Origin of the sequence: Streptomyces sp. AN091965 (assembly GCF_022698285.1) — a bacterium.
Taxonomy (GTDB): domain Bacteria; phylum Actinomycetota; class Actinomycetes; order Streptomycetales; family Streptomycetaceae; genus Streptomyces.
Genome location: NZ_JALDMY010000001.1, coordinates 7,103,790 through 7,126,761, shown reverse-complemented (window position 1 = coordinate 7,126,761; position 22,972 = coordinate 7,103,790). Strand labels below are relative to the sequence as shown.

Annotated in this window: 18 protein-coding genes; 11 read left to right on the top strand and 7 right to left on the bottom strand. The window is 73.5% G+C overall.

Annotation, left to right across the window (positions count from 1 at the left end; genetic code table 11):
• The first annotated feature begins 127 nt into the window (after positions 1 to 127).
• A complete protein-coding gene (locus MQV74_RS30440; RefSeq protein ID WP_242729239.1) occupies positions 128 to 1,297 on the top strand; it encodes an acyl-CoA dehydrogenase family protein in 1,170 nt (389 codons plus the stop codon).
• Positions 1,298 to 1,322: 25 nt separating this feature from the next.
• On the opposite strand, the gene MQV74_RS30435 is transcribed toward MQV74_RS30440, so the two are convergent.
• Both MQV74_RS30435 and MQV74_RS30430 read right to left on the bottom strand, forming a co-directional pair.
• Complete coding sequence (locus MQV74_RS30435; RefSeq protein WP_242724816.1) at positions 1,323 to 2,744, bottom strand: sugar ABC transporter permease; 1,422 nt, start codon at positions 2,742 to 2,744, stop codon at positions 1,323 to 1,325.
• 1 nt (position 2,745) lies between these two features.
• Complete coding sequence (locus tag MQV74_RS30430; RefSeq protein ID WP_242729238.1) at positions 2,746 to 4,056, bottom strand: MFS transporter; 1,311 nt, start codon at positions 4,054 to 4,056, stop codon at positions 2,746 to 2,748.
• 360 nt (positions 4,057 to 4,416) lie between these two features.
• On the opposite strand from MQV74_RS30430, the gene MQV74_RS30425 reads away from it, so the two are divergent.
• From MQV74_RS30425 to MQV74_RS30400, 6 genes are all read left to right on the top strand, one after another.
• On the top strand, positions 4,417 to 5,259 hold the full coding sequence (locus tag MQV74_RS30425; protein ID WP_242724814.1) for a hypothetical protein: 843 nt from the start codon (positions 4,417 to 4,419) through the stop codon (positions 5,257 to 5,259).
• Positions 5,260 to 5,486: 227 nt separating this feature from the next.
• A complete protein-coding gene (locus tag MQV74_RS30420) occupies positions 5,487 to 6,107 on the top strand; it encodes a sigma-70 family RNA polymerase sigma factor (RefSeq protein WP_242724812.1) in 621 nt (206 codons plus the stop codon).
• 168 nt (positions 6,108 to 6,275) lie between these two features.
• The gene (locus tag MQV74_RS30415; protein WP_242724803.1) at positions 6,276 to 7,622 is read left to right on the top strand and encodes a glycosyltransferase 87 family protein; all 1,347 of its coding nucleotides are present in this window, start codon (positions 6,276 to 6,278) and stop codon (positions 7,620 to 7,622) included.
• Positions 7,623 to 7,831: 209 nt separating this feature from the next.
• Positions 7,832 to 9,088, top strand: coding sequence for a sensor histidine kinase (locus tag MQV74_RS30410; RefSeq protein ID WP_242729237.1), 1,257 nt, complete (start codon positions 7,832 to 7,834; stop codon positions 9,086 to 9,088).
• On the top strand, positions 9,076 to 9,741 hold the full coding sequence (locus tag MQV74_RS30405; RefSeq protein WP_242724801.1) for a response regulator transcription factor: 666 nt from the start codon (positions 9,076 to 9,078) through the stop codon (positions 9,739 to 9,741). The genes MQV74_RS30410 and MQV74_RS30405 overlap by 13 nt, the downstream gene beginning before the upstream one ends.
• A gap of 208 nt (positions 9,742 to 9,949) precedes the next feature.
• Entirely contained in the window at positions 9,950 to 10,078 is a 129-nt protein-coding gene (locus MQV74_RS30400; protein ID WP_242724799.1) for a DUF6408 family protein, read from the top strand.
• A 59-nt stretch (positions 10,079 to 10,137) separates the two neighbouring features.
• On the opposite strand, the gene MQV74_RS30395 is transcribed toward MQV74_RS30400, so the two are convergent.
• The 5 genes from MQV74_RS30395 to MQV74_RS30375 all read right to left on the bottom strand — a co-directional run bounded on the left by MQV74_RS30395 (position 10,138) and on the right by MQV74_RS30375 (position 20,591).
• A complete protein-coding gene (locus MQV74_RS30395; RefSeq protein ID WP_242729236.1) occupies positions 10,138 to 12,252 on the bottom strand; it encodes a DUF2075 domain-containing protein in 2,115 nt (704 codons plus the stop codon).
• Between the two features lie 202 nt (positions 12,253 to 12,454).
• Positions 12,455 to 14,383, bottom strand: a complete 1,929-nt coding sequence (locus tag MQV74_RS30390) for a DUF2075 domain-containing protein (RefSeq protein ID WP_242724796.1) — start codon at positions 14,381 to 14,383, stop codon at positions 12,455 to 12,457.
• A gap of 222 nt (positions 14,384 to 14,605) precedes the next feature.
• The gene (locus MQV74_RS30385; RefSeq protein WP_242724794.1) at positions 14,606 to 15,937 is read right to left on the bottom strand and encodes a class I SAM-dependent RNA methyltransferase; all 1,332 of its coding nucleotides are present in this window, start codon (positions 15,935 to 15,937) and stop codon (positions 14,606 to 14,608) included.
• A 172-nt stretch (positions 15,938 to 16,109) separates the two neighbouring features.
• Positions 16,110 to 18,158: an APC family permease gene (locus MQV74_RS30380; RefSeq protein WP_242724792.1), complete on the bottom strand. Its 2,049-nt coding sequence runs from the start codon at positions 18,156 to 18,158 to the stop codon at positions 16,110 to 16,112.
• A 165-nt stretch (positions 18,159 to 18,323) separates the two neighbouring features.
• Positions 18,324 to 20,591: an MMPL family transporter gene (locus tag MQV74_RS30375; RefSeq protein ID WP_242724790.1), complete on the bottom strand. Its 2,268-nt coding sequence runs from the start codon at positions 20,589 to 20,591 to the stop codon at positions 18,324 to 18,326.
• 200 nt (positions 20,592 to 20,791) lie between these two features.
• Between MQV74_RS30375 and MQV74_RS30370 the strand changes: the two genes are divergently transcribed.
• From MQV74_RS30370 to MQV74_RS30355, 4 genes are all read left to right on the top strand, one after another.
• Positions 20,792 to 21,127 (top strand): ArsR/SmtB family transcription factor, encoded by a 336-nt coding sequence (locus MQV74_RS30370; protein ID WP_242724788.1) that lies wholly within the window; start codon positions 20,792 to 20,794, stop codon positions 21,125 to 21,127.
• Complete coding sequence (locus MQV74_RS30365; RefSeq protein WP_242724786.1) at positions 21,124 to 21,363, top strand: hypothetical protein; 240 nt, start codon at positions 21,124 to 21,126, stop codon at positions 21,361 to 21,363. Before MQV74_RS30370 ends, MQV74_RS30365 begins: the two co-directional genes overlap by 4 nt.
• Positions 21,364 to 21,586: 223 nt before the next feature.
• Positions 21,587 to 22,255 (top strand): potassium channel family protein, encoded by a 669-nt coding sequence (locus MQV74_RS30360; protein ID WP_030682402.1) that lies wholly within the window; start codon positions 21,587 to 21,589, stop codon positions 22,253 to 22,255.
• A complete protein-coding gene (locus tag MQV74_RS30355; RefSeq protein WP_138962254.1) occupies positions 22,255 to 22,917 on the top strand; it encodes a potassium channel family protein in 663 nt (220 codons plus the stop codon). Before MQV74_RS30360 ends, MQV74_RS30355 begins: the two co-directional genes overlap by 1 nt.
• Positions 22,918 to 22,972 lie beyond the last annotated feature (55 nt).

The following is a 22,972-nucleotide window of genomic DNA, read 5'->3' as shown; positions in this document are numbered from 1 at the left end:
CTCGGGGGCGTCGGCGCCCGACCAGTTCCATGGAGAGTCAGTCGGGCGCCCGGGCCCGCGGGTTCCCGGCGAGGGAAAGGAAACGGAGACGTCGGTGGCAGAGTTGACGGAGCTGACGGAGTCAAAGGTGTCGAGGGAGTCCGACGAGCCGGACAGGGCGGCCCCGGGGCTCGGCGAGCGCGTCGGGGCGTTCGTACGGGAGCACGTCATGCCCCGTGAGGGCGTCCTGGACGCGGGCGGGCCCGAGGCCGACGAGGCGCTGCGCGCGCTGCGGACCCTGGCCCGGGACGCGGGCCTCTGGGCACTGCCGCTGCCCGCCGAACTGGGCGGCCAGGGCCTCGACTTGAGCGCGTACGCGCGCCACGCGGAGGCGGAGGGCGCCAGCGACCACGGGCCCGCCGCACTCGGCTCCGCGCCGCTGCTCGACGTACGGATGCTGCTGCGGCACGGCGGCGACCGCGTCCGGGCCGCGTACCTCCCCGGGCTCGTCGCGGGCGGGCTGCGCGCCTGCTACGCGATGACCGAACCGGAGAGCCCCGGCACCGACCCGTTCCTGACCGCGACCACGGCGGTGCGGCGGGCCGACGGGGACTGGGTGGTCAGCGGCCGCAAGTGGTTCACGTCCGGGGCGGCGGGCGCGGACCTGGTGACCGTGCTCGCCCGCACCGACGGCGCACCGCGGGACCGGCACGGCCTGTCCCTGTTCGTCGTGCCGACGCGCTCGCCCGGCTTCCGCGTCGTGCGCGAGCTGCCCGTGCTCGGCGCGAGCGGCCAGTGGGAGATCGCCCTCGACGAGGTCCGCGTGCCCGGTGACCACCTCGTCGGCGAGCGCGGCGAGGGCCTCGCCGTCGCCGCCGAACGGCTCCAGCTCGGCCGTACGCTGCGGAGCCTGCGCTGGCTCGGGCAGGCCCAGCGGGCCTTCGACCTGCTGGCCCGGCGCGCCGCCACGCGCGGCGGCGCCCGCGGCCCGCTGCACACCCACCAACTCGTGCAGCAGCACGTCTTCGAGTCCCTGCTCGCGCTGCGGACGACGCGGCCGCTGGTCCACGAGGCGGTCGCGCGGCTCGCCGCGGGCGAGGACGCGCACGTCGAGGTGGGCCTCGCGAAGGTCGCCGCGGCCCGTGCCCTGCACCAGGTCGTGGACGCGGCGATCCAGGTCCACGGCGCCGCCGGGCTCGGTCCCGACACGCCGCTGCCCGCGCTCCTTCGCACGGCACGCGCGGCGCGGATCCTCGACGGCCCGGACGAGCTGCACGTCACGTCGGTGGCGCGCCGCGTCGTGGACGCCTACGCGTAGCTACGCCCGTGACGCCTGGCTACGTCTACACGTCGCCGGGGTGGACGAGGCCGGTGAGGACGGCGAGGCCGAGGGCCAGGAAGTAGTCGCCCCAGACCAGTTCGTGCCGCTCGGCGGTGCCGGTGGCGGCGTCGTAGCAGCCGTCGAGCAGCATCCCGTCCCTCAGGTGCGCCGTCACCAGGCGGTGCAGGACGGCGGTCGCGCGCCGCGTGAGCTGCCCGGCGTCGGCGCCGGGCAGCGCGGCGAGCTTGAGCAGCGCGACGGCGGTGATCGCGGCGGCGGAGGTGTCGAGGAGGCCGCCCGGCTCGGCGGTGTCGGCGGGCGGCACGAGAGGTTCCCCCGGAGCCGGGGCCGCGCCGAGCCACGTCGCCGCCCGGCGCAGCCGGTCAGGGCGCCAGACCTCGCTGTCCGCGCGCGCCAGCGCGTCCGCGACCGCGAGCAGCAGCCAGGCGCGGCCCCGGCTCCAGCCGGGCGCCGGTTCGGCGAGCGGGCACCAGCCGCCGCCCGGCACGTACCGCCAGGCCATGGCTCCGGCCCGGCACAGGTCCAGGTGCCGGTGCAGATGCGCGGCGGCGGCCTCCGCCCCGCGCGGCCCCGCCGCGGCGAGCAGCGGCACGAGCCCGGGCACGGCATCGGCCCGCGCCACGAGCCTCGGCCCTCCGAAGGCCGCGCCCCAGGGGACGAGGCCCAGGCCGGGGTCGAGGGCGTCGAGACAGACCCGGGCGGCTTCGGCGCGCAGCGCGGCAGCGTCGACGGGGGCTCCGTCGGCAGGGGCGGACTCCGGCGAGGCGAAGGCCCGGCCGGACCCGGGGCCGTGGCCCGCCACGGCGGGGCGCTCGGCCTGCGGGGCGGCTCGGGCGGCGGGGGTGGTGGGGTTCGGGGCGGGGGCGGGGCGTGGACCGGCGGGGCGTGGACCGGCGGGGCGGTCGGGCGGGGCGGCGGCGTCCGCGCGGGGGGCGGCGGAGCGATCCGGAGCGGCAGCGGGGCGCGACCCGTGAGCGCGGTCCCCCGCGGCAGCGGCGGGGCGATCCGGCGCGGCGGCCGGGCCCGGCCCCGCGGCGCCCTCCCCGTGCGCGGCAGCGGCGGTGCCGTCCTGCCAGGCGGGGCCCGGCGCCGGAGGGGCAGGCCCCGCCGAAGCCGTGCCGTACCAGAGGATCAGGCCGCGCGTCGCCGTGTCCGCGTGGAGCCAGTGGGCGAGCCGGGCCGTGCACTCCGCCGCGGCGTCGCGGTCCTCCGCCGTGCCCGTGGAGCGGGCGCGGAGCCACAGCAGGCCCGCCCAGAAGCCGCCGGTCCAGGCGCCGCGCCGGGTCGTCGTCCACGTACCGGTTGCGGGGTCGGCGAACAGCGGGAAGCGGGCGCCGACCTCCGCCCGGGTCACGGCGGCCCGGTCGAGCACGGCGCGCAGGGCGGGACCGGCCCAGGCGGGGGGCTCCTCGGGTCCGCGCACGTCAGGCCTCCCCCGCCCGGCGCCGCGCGCCCCGCTCCCGTACCGCCCACGTCAGGCCCACCGCGCACGCCCCGGCGAACTCCGCCGCGACCAGGGCCCAGCCCCAGCCGTAGCGGCCCGCGTCCGCGAGGACGCCGAAGAGGGGCGGGCCCAGGGCGAAGCCCGCGAAGAAGCCCGCGGAGACGAGGGCCGAGTCCTGGCCCGCGCGGCCGGGCGCGGCGCGCTGCATGACGAGGACCATGGAGACCGCGTTGGCCGACACCGCGAACACCCCGACGGCGACCGCCGCGAGCCACACCAGCGGGCCCACCGCCGCCGCGGCGAGGAGCAGCAGCGCCGCGCCGACCGCCCCCGCCGCGAGCCACCCCGGCAGCCAGGGCGCCCGGCCGGGAGTCGCCGCCCGCGACCAGGCCACGCGCCCGCCGATCCCGGCCACGCCGAGCACCGCCACCAGCGCGGCGGCGGCCGCCGGCGGCAGGTCGAGGCGGTCCGCCCCGTACAGCGCGAGGTAGGTGTTGACCGAGGCGATGCCGCAGCCGAGCAGCAACGAGAAGGCCGCGAGCCAGGCGATGGCGCCGCCCGGCTGCGCCGAAGCGGCCCCGCCGGTCCGGGGAGACTCGGCCCCACCGGTCCTGGGCGGGGCGGCCTCACCCGTCCTGGGCGGGGCGGCCTCACCCGCCAGGGAAGGCGCGGCCCCGGCGGCCTGAGACGGCGCGGCACCGGCAGGCCGCTGAGGCCCGCCTGCCGCAGGCCCCGCAGGCGCAGGCCCCGCGGACCGCCGAGGCCCGCCTCCCCCAGGCGCAGTCGCGGGCAGCGCCCGCAGCGCCCACGCCGCCGTCAGCACCGCCGCGCCCGCCGCCGTCCACACCGCCGCGCGCCAGCCGAGCCACCCGGCGAGCCCCGCCAGGGGCAGGCCCGCCGCGAACGCCCCCAGTTGGACGCCCGACTGCTTCATACCGGTCACCGCGCCGCGCCGCGCGGGCTCCACGGACGCCAGGATCGCCTTGTTCGTGGCCGGGTTGGCAAGGGCCTGCGGCAGGCCGCCGAGCGCGACCGCGGCGAGCAGGAAGCCCGCGCCGGGCGCCGCGCCGATCAGCGCGAGGGCCACCGCCGAGAGCAGGAGCAGCGCGGCCAGCGCGCGGCGCGGTCCCACCCGGTCGACGACGCGGCCGCCGACGGGCGACAGGACGGCGGCGGTGCCGAAGCCGATCGTCGTGGTCAGGCCGAGCGTGGTCGGCGAGACGTCGAGGTCGTCCACCAGGCGCGGCCCGAGCGCGCCGAGCAGGAAGAGCTGGAGCATCGAGAAGGCCATGGCGCAGGTGAGCAGCGCGGTCGGCACGCCCCGCGCCCGGGCACCGCCACCGTCCCGCGCCTGCGTAGCCTCGCCGCCCCCGGCCACGGCCCCAGCCCCGGCCCCGGCCTCGCCGACGGCGGGCGTACGCGACGCGGCGGCCCCGCCCCCGGCCCCCGCCGCCGCATCTCCGTGCTCTCTCGCCACGCGGCCGCTCCCCTGCTCGACGGTCGGCCGATCGGAGTCGGCCGACCAGGAGTCGGCCGCGCGCCCGCGCCGGTTCCCGGCACCCCGAGTGACCCGCGCCACACGACGGCCCCGTGCGGAACATTCCGGACCCGCCCGCTGGCCGCGCCGGGCGGATGCAAAGATGAGGCCGCCATGTCTGGGGGCCGAAGCTGTCGCGCGATACGGGCCGCGGTGTTCGCGGCCGCCTGTGTGCTGCTCGCGGCCACCGGCCACGCCCTCATGTCGGCGTCCCCGCTGCCGTGGTGGGCGCTGCCGGGCGCGGGCGCCGCGACGTTCGCGGGGGCCTGGCTCCTGGCCGGGCGTGAGCGCGGCGTCCTCGTGGTGACCGCCGCGTCCGTCGTGGCGCAGGCCGCGCTGCACACCTGGTTCTCGCTCGCGCAGGCCGCGGCCCAGTCCTCGGCGTCCGGCGGGGCGTCCCTCGCCCAGCAGTGGGCCCGCCATCTGCTCTGCGGGGCGGACGGCATGGGAAGCATGTCGGAGGCGGACGCGCTCCGCGCCGTGACCGACGCGGGACTCGCGGACCGGTTGCACGAGGCCGCCGGGCACACCCGGCACTCGATGGGCATGCAGGAGACGGCCGTCCCCTCGCCCGGCGCGCACGACATGACGCACATGACCTCCGCGGAGGGCCACGGCGACACGATGTCGGGCGCGATGTCCGACACGATGTCCGGCATGCACGCCGGGCACGACATGGGCGGCATGTCGCCGCTGGGGATGCTCGCCGCGCACCTGATCGCCGCCCTGCTGTGCGGCCTGTGGCTCGCGTACGGCGAGCGCGCCGCGTTCCGCATCGGCCGGGCCGTGGCGGGCTGGCTGGTGGCGCCGCTGCGGCTCGCCTTCCGGCTGCCGCCGCCCGCGCACCGGCCGCGCCTGCGCCCGCGCCGCGACCACCGCGCGCGGCGGCTGCGGCGGCTGCTCCTCGTCCACGCCATCACCTCACGGGGCCCACCCCTCGGGATCGCTGTCAGCTGACAGCCGGTACCCCGGCCCGCCACGACGGCGGCCCCGGCCCGGCGCCGCCCGGCGCCGCGCCGCCCCTCGTCGTCCGCGCACCGGGCATCGGCCCGCACCGCCCCACCCGGCGGCACCGGGCCGTACGACACCCCTCACCGGCCGCGCGCCGTCGCGGCCGGATCCCGAAACTCCGCACTCCGGATGCTGCACCTCCGGTTTCCGGACACCCGTAAGGACCACAGGCGATGACTGCTGCCCTGGCGACCCCACCTGCCCGAAAAATCCCGAAAGGCCAGCCCCGTCGACCGACGGGCCGCCGCACCGACGCCGCCGACGAACCCGTCACGCGGCTCGCGCTCGCCGCGCGCGACGGCGACCAGGAGGCCGTCGACCGTTTCGTACGGGCCCTGCACCGCGACGTACTGCGCTACGTGGCGCACCTGAGCGCCGACCCGCAGGCCGCCGACGACCTCGCGCAGGACACGTTCCTGCGGGCGCTCGGCAGCCTGCACCGGTTCGAGGGCCGTTCCTCGGCGCGGACCTGGCTGCTCTCCATCGCGCGGCGCACCGTCGTGGACAGCCTGCGGCACGCGGCCGCCCGGCCCCGGCTCTCCGACCGCGACGACTGGCAGACCGCCGCCGAGCAGGCCCAGCCGCGCGGCCTGCCCGGCTTCGACGACGGCATCGCGCTCGCCGAACTCCTCGCGGGCATACCGGCCGAGCGGCGCGAGGCGTTCGTCCTCACCCAGCTCCTCCAGCAGCCGTACGCGGAGGCCGCCGCGGCCATCGGCTGCCCCGTCGGCACGGTCCGCTCCCGCGTGGCCCGGGCCCGCGCCAACCTGATCGAGGCCCTGGACGCGGCCTGATCCGGCACGGCCGGAAGGGGGGTGGCGCCGCCGGGCGTCACCCCCCTCCGCCCCCGCGGTCGGGGCGGTCGGGCGGTCGGGGCGGTCGGGGCGGTCGGGGCGGTCGGGGCGGTCGGGGCGGTCGGGGCGGTCGGGAAAACCCGACCACAAAGTGTCGATCTACCTGTCATGACCGCACCCGTACCGCGCGGCTGCAATGGACGGGTGCTGATCGACAGGACGACGACTCCCCCGCCGCGAGCCACGGATCCACGTACGCGTACGTGGCCGGGCGCCCTGCCCCGCCGCGCCGTCTGGGTCGCGGGCTGGCTGGCCGCCGCCGCGTGGGCCCTGGCCTTCCCCCTCGTCTCCACGCTGGCGACGCACCGCGCGTGGGGGCTCTCCGCTGCGGCCGGATACGCCGGTGCCGCGCTCGCCGCGTGGTGGCTGCCCCGGCCCCGGGCCCGCGCGCTGTCGCTGGGGTGCGCGGTCGCGGGCGCCGTCGTCGTACCGCTGGCGCTGTTCCTCCTGACCGGCCATGGACAGAGCGAGGTCGGGGTGATCGAGCGCTCGGGCGTCCTGCTCGTCCACCGGGCGAGCCCGTATCTGACCGACCCCCGGACCGTCGGCGAGTACACCCCCTACCTGCCCGGGATGGCGCTGTTCGGGCTGCCCCGGGCCCTGTTCGGCGACGCCACGCTGCCGCTGCGGGTCCTCGGGGACGCGCGGCTGTGGTGCGCGGGGGTGTTCCTGGTGTGCCTGCGGGCGGGTTTCGCGTGCCTGGCCGCGCGGCCGGGGACGGCCCACACGCCCCGGGCCGCGTACCGCACCGGCCTGGCCGCCCTGCTCGCCTCCCCCGTCGTCGCCCTGCCGCTGTGCGTGAGCGGAGTGGACCTGCCGCTCGCGGGCCTGTGCTGCCTCGGGCTCGCGCTCGCCGCGCGCGACAGGCCGGTGGCGGCGGGCCTCGCCCTCGCCGCCGCGTGCGCGCTCAAGTGGACGGCGTGGCCCGCGGTGGCGGTCGCCGCGGCACTGCTCGGCAACGTGTCGGGAACCCGGGCCGCGCTGCGCTGCGCGGGCACCGCGGTCGCCGGGGCGGTGGCCGTCGCCCTGCCGAGCGCGCTGCTCACGCCCGGCCCCATGGTCCGCCAGGTCCTCGCCTTCCCCACCGGACGCGGTGACGTCCCCACCCCCGCGGCGAGCCCCCTGCCCGGCCGCCTGCTCGCCGACCTCGGCCCGCTCGGCTGGTACGCGGCCGTGGCCCTGCTCCTGTGCGGCGGAGCCGCGGTCGCGGCGACGCTCGTCCTGCGCCCGCCCGCCACCGCCGTGGCCGCGGCCGACCGCCTCGCGGCGGGCCTGTGCACGGCGTTCCTCCTGGCACCGGCGGGCCGGTTCGGCTACTTGGCGCTGCCGGTGCTCCTTGTGGTGTGGCCGCGGCTCGCGGTGGGCGGCAGACGCGGGGACGCACGGGTGCGGGGGGCGGGGCGCGGGCACGCGCCGGGCGTGGAGGCCGGAGGGCGCCGGGCGCGAAGGTCGTGAGGGTAGGGAAAACCCACCCCTGAGCACACCGGAAGGCCCACTCCCCGGGCCGCCTGACGCCCGCCTAGGCTTTTCCCGATCACGAGGCGTGATCGCGGAAGGCGACATTCGGCGGGAGGGCACCGATGCCGGGGCACCCGCAGGACGACCGGACGGCCGAGGAGTCCGCACCGGCACCAGGACCGGCACCCGTCACCGTATGGACGGTGATGCGCCACCACCCACCCCACCGCTTCCTCCTCTCCTCCTGGCCGCTGCGGTGCTGGGCGTACGTGTGCGGGGGCGTGCCGCTGGGGCTCGCGGTGCTGCTCGTCATGCTGGTGCTCGTAGCCGGAGGGCTGCTGACGTCCGCCGTGGGGATCGGCCTGGTCCTCCTGACGGCGGCCGCGCTGTCCGGCATCCCCCTGGGACGCCTGGAGCGCCGCCGCCTCCGCCTGGTCGAACCGACACCGCTGCGCGACCCGCACCGCCCCCTCAAGGGCGCCGGGCTCCGCGCGCGGCTGCGGACGCGGTGCGGGGAGCGGGCGACGTGGCGGGAGCTCGGCTACGCATGGCTGCTGGCCCTGGTCTTCTCGGCCGCGGGCCTCGGCGTGGCCCTGCTGCTGCTCTTCGCGCTCGTACTCGTCACGTGCCCGGTCATCGTCTGGGCCCTGGCACCGGACACGGTGATGATCATCCCGGGGCAGGCGGTCCCGCACCCGCCGGCCGGCCTGCCGTTCACCGCCGCGGGACTCCTGTTCCTGGCCCTGGCCGCGTACGCGGCGGGGCTCCTTGCGGGCGTACAGACACGCACGGCGCACTTCCTCCTGGCCCCTCGCGAGGAACCGCTCACCCGGCACGTCGTCGAACTCACCCGCTCCCGGGCACGCCTGGTGGACGCCTTCGAGGCGGAGCGCCGCCGTATCGAACGGGACCTGCACGACGGCGCGCAACAGCAGCTCGTCGCCCTGACCATGACGCTCGGCCTCGCCGAGATGGAGCTGGGCGACGGCAACCCGGCGGCGGCCGCACTCCTCGCGCGCGGCAGGGGCGAGGCCCGCCACGCCCTCGACCAGCTGCGTGACCTGGTGCGGGGCATCCACCCGCAGGTCCTCACGGACCACGGCCTGGCCGCGGCGGTCACGGAGGTCGCGCTGCGGCACCCGATACCCGTGACGGTCGACATCGACCTGCCGCACCGCCTGCCCGACGCCGTGGAGACGACGGCGTACTTCACCATCACGGAAGCCCTCACGAACGCGGCGAAACACAGCGGGGCCACGGAAGTACAGGTGCGCGGCCGCCTTCGGAAGGAACGCCTTACGCTGACGATCACCGACAACGGCCGGGGCGACGCGGACCCCGCCCGCGGCACGGGCCTGACCGGCCTGGCCGACCGCCTGGCGATCCTGCGCGGACGCCTGACGGTGTCCAGCCCCGTCGGCGGACCGACCCGACTGACAGTGGAGGTACCGTGCTCCGCGTAGTCCTCGCCGAGGACGCCGTACTGCTGCGCGCCGGACTCGTGGAACTGCTCACGCGCGGCGGCCACGAGGTGGTCGCGGCGGTGGGCGACGCCCCGTCCCTGACCCGCGCGGTCGAGACCGAGCGCCCGGACGTCGTCATCACGGACGTCCGCATGCCCCCCGACTTCCGCGACGAGGGCCTCAAAGCGGCCCTCGACCTCCGCGCCCGCCACGGCCGGCTCCCCGTCCTCGTCCTCTCCCAGTACGTCGCCACGGCCTACGCGACCCAGCTCCTGACCGGCGACGGCGCGGGCCTTACGGGCCTCGGCTACCTCCTCAAGGACCGGGTCGGCGAGGTCGCGGACTTCCTCACCACCCTGCGCCGGGTCGCCGCGGGCGAAACGGTCATCGACCCCGAGGTCGTCCGCGTCCTCCTCTCCCGCCGCACCGAACCCCTGACCCGCCTCACCCCCCGCGAACGAGAAGTCCTCTCCCTGATGGCCCAGGGCCTCAACAACCAGACCATCGCCACCCGCCTCACGGTCACCGAGGCCTCAGTCGTCAAACACGCCAGCAACATCTTCACGAAGCTCTCCCTGGACCCGACGGAGGGCAACCGCAGGGTGCTCGCGGTACTGGCCCACTTGCGCGGGAATCCGGGGGCGGGGGCCTGAGGACGCCCCGCAGCCTTCCCCCAACTCGGGCGTGTACTACTGTTGTTGACGCTGCGCACCTTCCCGGAGGGTACGACAGCGGTGTTCAGGTGCCTCTGCCCGGTCGGCTGTCGAGTGGTTTCCACCATGTGTCTCACATGGTGTGAGTGCGGATGCCCGGTAGGGCGATCCCTGCCATTCCCAGCTCATCCCGAGGAGTGGTTGCCGCATGAACCCCGTTGAGTACAAGCCTGCACGTCGTCACCGGTTTCGCGAGATCCTGGCCGACGTCGCCGTAGGTGTCGTCACCAACCTCATGGTGGCGTGCCTCGTCGCGGCAGCGCGCCTGGTCTTCTGACCCAGGCAGGTGGCGGGCCCGGAGAGCCCGCCACTCCGCGTCACCGCGCACAGCGCCGGTCAGAACAGTCGCATCTCAGGTCCTTGCGCCCCCGACACGTTGCGGTTCCGGCGGGGACGCCTGCCTCTTCGCGGTCGGGGCTGATGCGGTATCCGGGCCTCCTGCGGCAGGTTCTCCCAGGTGGGACGCAGCCCGTGGAACTCGACCTCACCGACGCGTCCCTTCAGATAGGCGCGCGTTTCCTCATCCGTGGAGTACAGCACCGTCGCACGGCTCGCCCGGGTCATCAGCACGTGGTAGGCATGGCGCACGAGCCGGGCGAACTCGTCGTCGTCGACGCTCGACGCCCTCACCTTCGGGTCGAACGAACCCGGTGTGCCGACGCGCTTGATCCTTCGGTCCGGGCCCTCGCCCGCCTTGCCCCGGCGGAACAGCCACCGGCCGTCACGCCACACCATGTCCTCGCCCATGATCACGCCGCACCAGTCCCACTCCAGCCCTTGCGCCGTGTACACACAGCCAATCTGGTCGATGCCGTTCTCGTGCACGGACCAGATCTTCGACGGGGGCGCGCCGTCCGCACAGAAGCTCTCGCTGTCCGCGTTCCACGGCCGGTGCCAGCCGCCGATGCGCACGTCGGCCTCCAGCCGCTTCTCCTCGCCGAGCGGCTTCGTCCAGGGCCAGCAGTAGCCCGCGACCATACGGGCGGACGCGCCCGCCCGTGCTTCGGTACGAATGACGCGTTCGAGTTCCTCGGGGGTGTCCGCCACCTCGACGTGCATGAGCCCGTCCGGTGCCCACTGCTCCGGCGGCTCATCTGTGACCCCGAGCGCGGCGCGCACCCAGCCGATGTAGGCGTCGCTGCCGCCGCACCGGAACTGCTCCCGAAGGCCGTACCGCACGAGCCGGGCATCGTGCCGCCGCGCCGCCTCCTCGATCAGGCCGACCGTGCCGACCTCGTTCGGCCGTACGGTCTGGTCCTCGTCCAGGAAGAAGACCGTCAGCCGGGACGCGTCGAGGAGCTCGTCCACCTGCGGTCGTGTGCCCTGCTTCTCGGGCTTCCAGAACCGGCTGGTCGAGCGGTCGCGAAGACGGTGCGCCTCATCGCAGATCAGCACGTCCAGCGGCGGTTCGGGGGTCGTCACGAAGCTGTGGAAGTAGGTGAACGTCTCCTTGAACTCCCGGTCCCCGTAGCCCACGTGCTCCTGGATCGCGCTGTTGAACGCCCGGCTGCCGCTGGCGTACTTGACCGACCGGCCCTGCGCCTCCAGCTCCGCCTTGACCTGGAGTCCGATGGCGCTCTTGCCGGTTCCGGCCCCGCCGGTCACCAGGAAGACCACACGTCTCTCATCGGGCACGAGAGCGGGGCGCTCAGGGTCGGGAAGCACCTTGCACGCCGTGTCCAGGATCTGCTCGGCGGCCTCCCTCTGGCGCCCCCTCAGCGTGAACACGCTGTCGTCACCGCGTGACCGGATCATGGCGTCGAGCAGCGGCGTGTTGCGCAGACCCATCCTCTGCAGGAGGAGCTCCGCGGCCGAGGCGCTGCCCTCTTCGGCGAAGCTCTCACGGAGCGAGGCCAGGAGCCGCTCGCGCCCGTCGTTCGTGTACACGCGGGCACAGGGGCCGGTCGGCGCGTCGATGTCGATCAGTGGCCGTACGGAGTCGTCCGTGGCGTTGTGCAGGTAGGCGAAGCCTCCGCATTCGAACGCGAGCCCGCTGAACGGTCCCCTGTCGCTGGTGAAAGCCTCGTAGTACTCACGCAGTTGCAGGGCGGGATGCTTCTTCGTGCCCATCCCCGGAACGTGCACCACCTCCGCGGTGGCCCGCTCCACCCGGGTCACCAGGGACCACCGTTTCAACTCGACGAGCTGCACGGACAGTCGGTGTTCCTGCGGATGATGCCCCACGAGAACGACATCGATGAGCCGGGGAGCACCTGACCGGTCGGCCTCGTCGACCGTGGCGGCGCACTCGACGATCATCTCTACGTTGCCGCGTCCGGCGGCGACCAGGTCGTTCGCGAGACTGACCAGGCTCTCCGCCCATGCGGAACTCTCCGTCAGTGAGGCGTCAGCCCCTCGGAAGTGCCGCCATCTGGCGGCGAGGTGCGACACCATGCGGCGCCTCGCGTCCAGAGCGAGCAGATCCTGCGCCGCCAGTTTCAGCAGGAGCATGGACACGAGATGGTTCCCCCCAGGGCACGAGTGACTCGTGCGGGTGGGGGCGTGTCCTCGTGGGGAAGCCCGTCGGGCCGCAACCGGTACCGGCGATCATAAGAACACCGCCGCTCTCCACGAAGCGGCATCTGTCACTCACGGCTCGAACGGCCGACGTCGTGGCCGGATCACGCTCTCAACGCCCTGGGCGCCTACAGGTTCACGACCGAGTCGGCGCGGTGCCACGCACCTCGGAGCGGCCGTCCGCGGCGGAGTCGTACGCCAGCCCGGCGCACGCCAGCTCCCGCAGCTTCTCCTGCGTCTGCGCGTCGGTCGAGTACACGATCGTGCCGATCATTCCGCGGGTCAGCAGCACCTTGTACGTGTTACGGATGAGACGGTCCACATCGGCGTCGGGCGTGGACCTCTTGAAAACCGGGTCCTTGGACGCCGTGCGGTCCGTCACCCAGCGATCTCCCCGCCAGACCAGGTCGGGGCCGATGATGACGCCGGACCAGTCGTACTCGAACCCCTGGGCCGTGTAGACGCAGCCGACCTGTCCGAAGCCCGCGGGGTCGGTGGCCCAGAGCGCGGCCGGGGGCGCCCCGGCGACAGAGCGGTCACCTCGCAGGTTCCAGGGCCGGGCCCAGTCACCGATGACGACGTCGGCGGGCAGCGGTTCACCGGGCTTGGGCTCCGGGGACCAGCGCCAGCAGTAGCCGGCGGACACCCGTGCACTGTAGTTCCCGGCACGGCGGGCCTGGAGGAACGCTTCCATCTCCCCCGGGCTCTCCGCGACCAGCAGGCTCATGCGGTCGTCGGGCTCCCACTCCACCGGGCCGCCGGGCTCCAGGCCCAGCAGTCGTACGACCCACCGCAGGTACGCGTCGCTGCCGCCGCAGCGGAACTGGCTCTCCAGCGGGACGACATGGCAGTCCAGACCCTTCGCCGCCGCGGCCGCCCTGATCTCGTCCACGGTACCCATCTCACCGGGGCGCACCACCTGGTGCTCGTCCAGGAGGAAGACGGGGACCCGGGCGGCGTCGATGAGTTCGTCGATCTGCCGCCGGCCGGTGCGGTGGGCCGCGGGCGTGTAGCGGTTGGCCGAGGTCTCACGGATGCGGTGGGCCTCGTCGCACAGCAGGACGTCGAGGCTGTTCTTCTCCGTCGCCATGAAGCTGTTGAAGTACTTGAACAGCTCCTGCACCTGCCGCTTGCGCGCGCCCGCGACCTTCCGCATCGTCTTGGTGAACGACTGTGAGCCGGTGGCGTGCAGTGCGGAAACGCCCTGCCGGTACAGCTCACCGAGCAAGGAGAGCGCGATGACGCTCTTGCCGGTGCCGGGCCCACCGGTGACGATCACGACTTCCTTGTGGTCGGACCGTTTGGCCCTGCGCACGGCGTTGAGCACCAGCCGGTACGCGACCTGCTGCTCGTCCAGGAGGACGAACTCCGCTCGCTCCCGCACTTCTTGGGCCGCTACCGTCATCAACTGCTTCGACGGGGCGGTCCTGCCCGCCAGCAGTTCATCGGCCGCGTGAGCACCTGAGTGATCAGGGCTGAGCCTGGCACGGAGGTGGTCGATGAACTCCCCGCGCCGCTCGGCGGTGAACAGCTGACCGTGGTCGTCCCGTTCCCTCGCGCGCAGAGCCCCGACACCGAACTCCGTGGCGTTGTGGAGGAACGCCACGCCGCTGACGCGGCCGGGGTGCTCGGCCAACGCACCGTTGAAGTCGACGAGGTACTCGCGGTAGCGCCGCACCTGCTCGATGGGGTTGAGCACGGGGTGCGCGTAGGCGTCGACGCGACACAGGGCGAGGTCGTCCTCATCGGGCTCGGCCTGGCTCCACTGTTTGAGCTCCACGACGACGTAGGACGGCTCGCCCGACACCGGATGGACTCCGGCGAGCACCACATCGGCACGCTTGCTGTTCAGGGGCAGCGTGTACTCGACCATGACCTCGACGTCGCCCAGCCCCGCGTCGTTGAGCACGGCGGTCAACGCCGGAAGGCTCCGCTCCCAGGAACGCACCTCCGAGGTACCTGGCCGGTAGCCGCGCGCGTGGAAGAACTGCTCGGCGAGGTGGTGGTAGAGCGACGTGTCGAGCGCCATGACGGCGACCGTCTTCGCGGACGCGCGGAACAGCAAGGACTTCCCCTAGGCAGCACGAAGTGACTCGCGCGGGTAGGGGCGTGTCCTTCGAGGCTCCACCGAGATGGAGCCGGAAGCCCGTCGGGCCGCGTTGACGATGCGTCCGAGCGTACCTCGCAGCTCCAAGGGCCACGCTGGTGGCCACCGGGGCGACGGACGACACGGACCAGCCCGCCCGGAACCCGATGGGAACGAGCCCGGACGAAGGCCGCCGACAGCTCAGCGACGCCTCTCCACCGGCTCAAGAATCGCCACGCACTCCACATGATGAGTCATCGGGAAAAGATCGAACGCCCGAAGCATCCGCACCCGGTACCCGCCCTCCCGGAAGTACCCCAAGTCCCGGGCCAGCGCAGCCGGATCGCAGGCCACGTAGGCGATGCGGCGGGCGCCCAGGCCCGCCAGGTGGTGGACCGTGGTCTTGCCGGCGCCCGCGCGGGGCGGGTCCAGGACGATGACGTCGACCTCGGTGATGCCCGTGCGCGGGAGGACCGATTCGACCTTGCCCTGTTCGATGCGGACGCGGTCGAAGGCGGCGAGGTTGTGGCGGGCGTCCTCGACGGCGCGCTTTGAGGACTCGATGCCGAGGACGGCGCCCTCGTCGCCGACGCGGTCGGCGATGGCGCCCGCGAAGAGGCCCACGCCGCAGTACAGGTCGAGGGCCGTCTCGCCCTTGCGCGGGAGGAGGCCCTGCATGACCGCCGTCACCAGCGTGTCCGCGGCCTTCGGGTGGACCTGCCAGAAGCCGCCGCTGCCGACGCGGTACGTGCGGCCGTCCGCGCGCTCGCGGACGAAGGGGCGGCCGTGGACGCGGTGGACCCCGCCGTCCTTCTCGCCGACCCGCATGACCGAGACCGGCTGGTCGAGCTCCACGATGGGCAGGCGGGCCCCGGGCCGCGGGGTGAGGATGACCTGGCGGTCCTGGGAGCCCGTCGCCGCGATGGCCTCGACCGACTCCATGCCCGCCCAGCCGCGCTGCTCGATGCCGAGGTCGCTGATGCCCGCCGCCGCGATCATGCAGTGGTCGACCGGCTCGACCTCGTGCGAGCGGTGGCGGCGCAGGCCCGCCCGGCCGGACTCGGCGTCCACCGCGTACTGGACGCGGGTGCGCCACTGCGGGACCTCGCCCGCCGGGAGCTTGTCGCCCTCCGCGGGCATCACCGTGCCGTCCCAGCCCGCCTCCTCGGGCGTCAGGCCCGCGAGCCGCTTCAGCTGCTCGGCGATGACCTCGCCCTTGAGGCGGCGCTGCGCGCCCGGCTTGGCGTGCTGCCAGTCGCAGCCGCCGCAGCGACCGGGGCCGGAGTAGGGGCAGGGGGCCGTCACGCGGTCCTTGGACGGTTCGAGGACCGTCACCGCGTCCGCGCGCAGGAAGCGGGAGGACTCGTCGCCCTCCGTGACACGCGCGACGACCTTCTCGCCGGGCAGGGTGTGGCGCACGAAGAGGACGCGGCCCTCGGCCGTACGGGCGATGCAGTGGCCGCCGTGGGCGACGGGGCCGACCTCGACCTCGTACTCCTCCCCCACCAGTGAATTCTTCGGTTCTGCCTGCATGGCGGGGTGACTCCACAACGTCAAAGGATGAGCGGCCGGACAACAGCCCACCAGTCTACGTGGGTGTCGTCCGGCCGCTCACTCAGGCACACGGAAGGCGTACCCGGGCCGCCCAGGAACCCCGGGCTGCGCAGGGGCCCCGGGCCGCGCAGGAGCCCCGCCAGGGGCCCGCTCAGCCCTTGCCGCTCTTCTCCTTCGCCCGCTTCTCCACCGGCCCCCGCCGTACCGACCCCGGCGCGTTCCACTCCTGGCGCCTGCGGGCCCGCTTCTTCGCGGCCTCGGAAGACTCCAGCTGGTAGGGGACGGAGGTGACCATCACGCCGGGGGTGAAGAGCAGGCGGCCCTTGAGGCGCAGGGCGCTCTGGTTGTGGAGGAGGTGTTCGTACCAGTGGCCCACCACGTACTCGGGGATGATCACGCTCACCGCGTCGCGCGGGCTCTCGCGGCGCAGCGACTTCACGTACTCGATGATCGGGCGGGTGATCTCGCGGTACGGCGAGTCGAGGACCTTCAGGGGCACGGAGATGCCGCGCCGTTCCCACTCGGCGCGCAGGGCCTTGATCTCCGCCGGGTCGACGTTGACGCTCAGCGCCTCCAGGGTGTCCGTGCGCATCAGCTTGGCGTACGCGAGGGCGCGCAGCGTCGGCTTGTGGATCTTGGAGACGAGGACGATGGAGTGCACCCGGGAGGGGCGCACGCTGTCGTCGGTCGGGCCCTCGGGGGCGGCGATCTCCTCGGCGACCCGGTCGTAGTGGCGGCGGATCGCGGACATGGTCGCGTAGAAGATGACCATGCCGAGCAGCGCGACCCAGGCGCCGTGCGTGAACTTGGTGACGAGGACGACGATCAGGACCAGGCCCGTGAAGAAGGCGCCGAAGGTGTTGATCGCGCGGGAGCGGACCATGTGGCGGCGCTTGCCCGGGTCCTGCTCCGTGGACAGATGGCGGTTCCAGTGCCGGACCATGCCGATCTGGCTGAGCGTGAAGGAGACGAAGACGCCGACGATGTAGAGCTGGATCAGGCGGGTGGAGTCCGCGCCGTAGACCCAGACGAGGAGGGCGGCGGCGCCCGCGAGGAGCACGATGCCGTTGGAGAACGCGAGGCGGTCGCCGCGGGTGTGCAGCTGGCGCGGCAGATAGCGGTCCTGCGCGAGGATCGAGCCGAGCAGCGGGAAGCCGTTGTACGCGGTGTTCGCGGCGAGGAAGAGCACGAGGGCGGTGGCCGCGGCGAGCACGATGAACAGGAAGCTGCCGTTGCCGAAGACGGCCTCGGCGACCTGGGAGATCACCGGGTTCTGGACGTAGTCGCCGCCGACGGGGACGCCGTTCTCCAGGAGGTCCTTGGCGGGCTTCTCGGCCATGTGGACGTTGGTCGCCATGGCCAGGCCGATGATGCCGCAGAACATGGTGACGGCGAGGGCGCCCATGAGCGCGAGCGTCGTCGCGGCGTTCTTCGACTTGGGCTTGCGGAAGGCGGGCACGCCGTTGCTGATCGCCTCGACGCCGGTGAGCGCGGCACAGCCGGAGGAGAAGGCGCGCAGCAGCAGGAAGACGAGGGCGAAGCCCGCGATGCCCTGGTGCTCGGCCTTGATCTCGAAGTCGGCGGTCGGGGCCTTCATGGTGTCGTCGAGGACGAAGCCGCGGAAGGCGCCCCAGGCGATCATGAGGAAGACGCCGACGACGAAGACGTACGTCGGGATCGCGAAGAGCTTGCCGGACTCCTTCACGCCGCGCAGGTTCATCAGCGTGAGCAGCACGATGACGGCGACCGCGCAGAGCACCTTGTGCTCGACCACGAAGGGGACCGCGGAGCCCAGGTTCTCGATGCCGGAGGAGATGGACACGGCGACGGTCAGGACGTAGTCGACGAGCAGGGCGCTCGCGACGGTCAGACCCGCCTTGGGGCCGAGGTTGGTGTTGGCGACCTCGTAGTCGCCGCCGCCGCTCGGGTACGCGTGCACGTTCTGCCGGTACGACGCCACGACGGTGAACATCAGCACGACGACCGCGACGGCGATCCAGGGGCTGTAGTGGTACGCCGACGCGCCCGCGATCGACAGGACGAGCAGCACCTCGCCGGGCGCGTACGCGACGGAGGAGAGCGGGTCGGATGCGAACACGGGGAGGGCGATGCGCTTCGGCAGGAGCGTTTCTCCCAGCCGGTCGCTGCGCAGTGCGCGCCCGATGAGGATCCGTTTGGGCACGTCGGTCAGTTTGGACACGCAGAGGATCGTAAGCGCTCCGTCAGCGTGTCGCCCACCCAGTACCCCCGACTTGTCAAGACCTCCTGGGGAAAAGGTTAAAGAGATGTTCAAGCGACGGGTGGGTGGCCCGTCCGGTCCCACGGGACCGGACGGGCCACCCACCGCTGACCGAGGCGCGCCCGCTCACCGTCCGGGCGTCGTCCCGACCCCGGTGACCAGCGGCTCCGCGCCCGGGGCCGGCTGCGGAACGTAACCGCGGGTCAGTCGCTCCTCGGCGCGCCGCACCGCCTTGGAGGGCCACCACGTGGCGCGGCCGAGCAGGAGGAGCGCCGCCGGCAGGATCATGACGCGGATCACGAAGGCGTCGACCAGGACCGCCACCGCGAGCACGAAGCCCATCTGCTTCATCTCCAGGATGTGCAGCATCACGAAGCTGGCGAAGACGGTGACCATGACGATCGCCGCGCTGGTGACGACCTTCGCCGAGGAGGCGATGCCGTCGATGACGGCCTTGCGGGTGGGCACGCCGTTCAGCGCCGCCTCGCGGATCCGGCTGACCACGAACACCTGGTAGTCCATCGAGAGCCCGAAGAGGATCACGAAGAGGAACAGCGGCACGCGCGAGGAGATGCCGTGCAGTGACTCGAACGACAGCAGGCCCTCCGCCCACTCGCCCTGGAAGACGAGGACGAGCAGTCCGAGCGCGGACGCGGCCGACAGCAGGTTGAGCACGATGCCGAGCAGGCCGAGCACGACGGACCGGAAGGCGTACACGGTCATGGCGAACGTCAGCAGGAGCAGCGCGCCGAGGACCAGCGGCAGCTTCTCGTTCTGGTGGGCCACGTAGTCGACGCCGCGGGGCACGTCGCCGCTGACGGCCGTCTCGACGCCGTGCAGCTTGCCGACGGTGGCGGGCAGGTAGTCGTCGCGGAGGTGGTCCAGGGTCCGCACGGCCTCGTCCGCGTACGTGGCGTGCCGGGCGCCGAGGTCCAGGGTGCTGATGCGGCCGTCCGCGGACGTCCTGATCCGCGGCGTGTCGTGGCGGGCGAAGAGCGGGTCGGCCGCGGCCTCGCGGTCCAGGGCGCGCAGGGCGCGTACGACGTCGTCCGACCGTTCGGGCGCGGAGCGGGCGACGACCTGGAAGCGCAGGCGCTCGTCGGGGAAGGCGGCGAGCAGCCGGTCGTACCCCTGCATCGCCGGGATCTCGCGCGAGAAGCTGTCGCGGGCCGGGTCCTTCAGCTTCAGGTCGAGCGCGGGAAGGGCGAGGCCGACCAGGGCCAGGACCGCGAGCCCCAGGGTGAGTGCGGGGCGCTTGCGGGCGGGCGCGAGCAGGGCGTTCCAGAACCGGCCCGGCGTCCGCTCCTCGTGGAGCCGCACGCGCTTGCCCTCGGCCCGGCGCCGGGCCGCCCGGCGTTCGGCCCGCTGCCCCAGCTTGACCAGCATCGCGGGCAGCACGGAGACCGAGCTGGCCACGGCGACCGCCACGACCAGGATGGTGCCGGTGGCGAGCGAGTCGAAGATGACGTCGTCGGCCAGGAACAGGGCCGCGGTGGAGACGATGACGGCGAGCCCGGAGACCACGATCGCGCGCCCCGCCGTCGCGGCGGCGGCCTCGACGAGCGCCTCGGAGGAGAGCCTGCCGCCCGCGCGGGCCCGCTCCTCGCGCTCGCGCTTGAGGTAGAAGAGCGTGTAGTCGACGCCGACGGCCATGCCGATGAGCAGGATCATGCTCAGCCCGACGCCGGTGTCGGGCAGCAGGTGCGAGGCCAGCATCGCCAGGCCCATGGTCGCCGCGATCGAGGTGACGGCGAGCAGCAGCGGTACGCCGACCATCAGCAGCGAGCCGAACACCAGGGCCAGCGTGATCAGCGTGATGGGCAGCGTGATCGCCTCGGAGAACGCGAGGTCCTCGTCCCGCTGGTCGTCGACGCCCTTGCTCACGGACGCGGCGCCGGTCTCCTCGATCACCACGCCCGGATGGGCCTTCTTGATCTTCTCGGTGAGCTCCTGGAGCGGGACGACGATCTCCCGCGCCTCCTGCTCCGGGCCGTTGAGTGTCACGGGTACGCGGATGACCTCGCCGTTCGCGGAGCGGACGGGCGCGCCCACCTCGTCGACCTCGGGCAGCTGCTTCATCCGCCGGGTGACGTCCCGTACGGCGGCGTCGGCCGCGGCCTCGTCCGGCTTCCCGGCCCTGCCGCTGATCAGGATCTGCTCCAGCGACTTGATCTGCAGGTCGCCCTCGGAGGCCATGGCCTCGGCGCGCCCGGCCTCGCCGACCCGGAAGTCCTCCGAGGCCGCGCTGTTCATCCCGGCCGCGCTGCCCGCGACGAGGCACAGCGCCACGAAGACGAACCAGCCGACGATCGCCCGCCACGGATGCAGCGCGCTCCAGCGCGCCACCCGCACGGTCACCGACCGCCGCTCCCCGCCCGACCCTCGTATCCCCATCTCCGACCCCCATGAATAGCCGTGCTTCATGTGTAAGAACTGACTTACATGTGATGTGTAAGCGCAGACTGACAGGTGAAGGATGAGTACGTCAACTGTCAGATCCGGCGGGAAACTCCGGGTCGACGGAGGGTTTGACAGTGCTTCACGGCGTGCGTAAGCCTTGGCTGACAGGTATCGGGACGGCACAGAGGCGGGCCATGAACAGCGAGGAGCTGCTTGCCTTCCTCTCGGCGGTGGGCCACGCGCAGCGGATCCGGATCATCAAGGAGCTCGCCACGGGCCCCATGTACGTCAGCGAGCTGGCACGGCGCCTGGGCGTCTCCCGGCCCCTGCTCTACATGCACCTGGAGCGCCTGGAGAAGGCGGACCTCGTGTTCGGCAGGCTGGAGCTCTCCGACGACGGCAAGGCCCTCAAGTACTTCGAACTCGCGCCGTTTGACGTGCGGTTGAACGTGGATACGATTCTTGCCGCGGCCCGGCAGGACGGGGCGAGCGAGGCCGGACAGCACTCACCCGAGGAGACGCCCCCATGAGCGACGCGATCATCCCGATCGCCTTCTTCCTGATACTCGCCGGAGCGATCGTCTCCGTCGCGCACTTCCAGACGCAGCGCAGCCGCGAGCGCGACCGCGAGTACGCGGCGGCGATGGAGGCCTACCGCCAGGCCCTGGACACCGCCCGGTCCGAGGCCGACGCCGTGCGCAACCAGCTCACCGAGCTGAACGTGCGGGTCAGGTCCATGGAGAGCATGCTGCGCTCCGTCGACTAGCGGCCCGCGGCGAGGGCGCGCGGACTCCGGCTCCGGCCCGCGCGCGAAAGCCGTTACCGTGGACTCTGCAAACGCACCCGGATCACACCGGGCCGGTCGGGAGCGCCCCGCACCGCGAGCCGCTGGGCGGGATGCGCCGCCGCCGCGCAGGCGCGCCGAAAGAGAGTCATGAGTAGGGCATTTACGCAGGTCAAGTGGGCCGTGAGGAGCGCGGGGTAGCGACGTGCACATCGTCATCATGGGCTGCGGGAGAGTCGGTTCCGCTCTCGCGCAGACCCTGGAACAGCAGGGGCACACGGTCGCCGTGGTCGACCAGGACCCCACCGCCTTCCGCCGTCTGGGCTCCGGCTTCGGCGGCCGTCGCGTGACCGGGGTCGGCTTCGACCAGGACACCCTGCGCGAGGCCGGCATCGAGGACGCGGGTGCCTTCGCCGCCGTCTCCAGCGGCGACAACTCGAACATCATCGCCGCCCGGGTGGCCCGCGAGATGTTCGGCATCGAGAACGTCGCCGCCCGCATCTACGACCCCCGCCGCGCCGAGGTCTACCAGCGCCTGGGCATCCCCACGGTCGCCACGGTCCGCTGGACCGCCGACCAGATGCTGCGGCGGCTGCTGCCCTCCGGCGCCGAGCCGCTGTGGCGCGACCCCACCGGCGGCGTCCAGCTCGCCGAGGTGCACGCCTCCGCCTCCTGGATCGGCCACAAGATCAGCCGCCTGCAGGAGGAGACCGGCGTGCGCGTCGCCTTCCTCACCCGGCTCGGCGAGGCGGTCCTGCCGACCTCGCAGACGGTCCTGCAGGAGGGCGACCTGGTGCACGTGATGATGCGCACCGACGAGGTCGAGAAGGTCGAGGCGGCATTCGCCGAGGGCCCCGAGGAAGGCGGTCACTGATGAGGGTCGCCATTGCCGGAGCGGGTGCGGTGGGCCGTTCCATCGCCGGTGAGCTCCTGGAGAACGGGCACGAGGTGCTGCTCGTCGACAAGGCGCCGACGGCCATCTCCGTCGAGCGCGTCCCGCAGGCCGAGTGGCTGCTCGCCGACGCCTGCGAGATCACCTCCCTGGACGAGGCGGCGCTCCAGCGCTGCAACGTGGTCATCGCCGCGACGGGCGACGACAAGGTGAACCTGGTCGTCTCGCTCCTCGCCAAGACCGAGTACGGCGTCCCGCGCGTCGTCGCCCGCGTCAACAACCCCAAGAACGAGTGGCTCTTCAACGAGTCCTGGGGCGTCGACGTCGCGGTGTCCACGCCGCGTCTGATGTCCGCGCTCGTCGAGGAGGCGGTGAGCGTCGGCGACCTGGTGCGCCTGCTGCGCTTCAGCCACGGCGACGCGAACCTGGTCGAGCTGACGCTGCCGCCGGAGTCCGCCTTCGCGGGCACCCGGGTCGGTGACGTCCAGTGGCCCGAGGACACCTCGCTCGTCACCATCATCCGGGGCACGCGCGTCCTCACGCCGACCCCCGACGACTCGCTCGAAGCGGGTGACGAGCTGCTCTTCGTGGCCGCGCAGGCGCGCGAGGAGCAGCTGGAGGACCTGCTGTCAGCGCGCAACTAGAGCCGTAGGGCTTTGTACGCAGGTGGGGGGCGCCCGAAAGGTTCGGGCGCCCCCC

Bases quoted from the DNA above. Each gene is read 5' to 3' on its own strand.
- MQV74_RS30430 (WP_242729238.1), bottom strand. From the start codon at position 4,056: ATGGCCTTCTCGATGCTCCAGCTCTTCCTGCTCGGCGCGCTCGGGCCG.
- MQV74_RS30425 (WP_242724814.1), top strand. From the start codon at position 4,417: ATGTCTGGGGGCCGAAGCTGTCGCGCGATACGGGCCGCGGTGTTCGCG.
- MQV74_RS30420 (WP_242724812.1), top strand. From the start codon at position 5,487: ATGACTGCTGCCCTGGCGACCCCACCTGCCCGAAAAATCCCGAAAGGC.
- MQV74_RS30415 (WP_242724803.1), top strand. From the start codon at position 6,276: ATGACCGCACCCGTACCGCGCGGCTGCAATGGACGGGTGCTGATCGAC.
- MQV74_RS30410 (WP_242729237.1), top strand. From the start codon at position 7,832: ATGCGCCACCACCCACCCCACCGCTTCCTCCTCTCCTCCTGGCCGCTG.
- MQV74_RS30400 (WP_242724799.1), top strand. From the start codon at position 9,950: ATGAACCCCGTTGAGTACAAGCCTGCACGTCGTCACCGGTTTCGCGAG.
- MQV74_RS30395 (WP_242729236.1), bottom strand. From the start codon at position 12,252: ATGCTCCTGCTGAAACTGGCGGCGCAGGATCTGCTCGCTCTGGACGCG.
- MQV74_RS30385 (WP_242724794.1), bottom strand. From the start codon at position 15,937: ATGCAGGCAGAACCGAAGAATTCACTGGTGGGGGAGGAGTACGAGGTC.
- MQV74_RS30375 (WP_242724790.1), bottom strand. From the start codon at position 20,591: ATGGGGATACGAGGGTCGGGCGGGGAGCGGCGGTCGGTGACCGTGCGG.
- MQV74_RS30370 (WP_242724788.1), top strand. From the start codon at position 20,792: ATGAACAGCGAGGAGCTGCTTGCCTTCCTCTCGGCGGTGGGCCACGCG.
- MQV74_RS30365 (WP_242724786.1), top strand. From the start codon at position 21,124: ATGAGCGACGCGATCATCCCGATCGCCTTCTTCCTGATACTCGCCGGA.
- MQV74_RS30355 (WP_138962254.1), top strand. From the start codon at position 22,255: ATGAGGGTCGCCATTGCCGGAGCGGGTGCGGTGGGCCGTTCCATCGCC.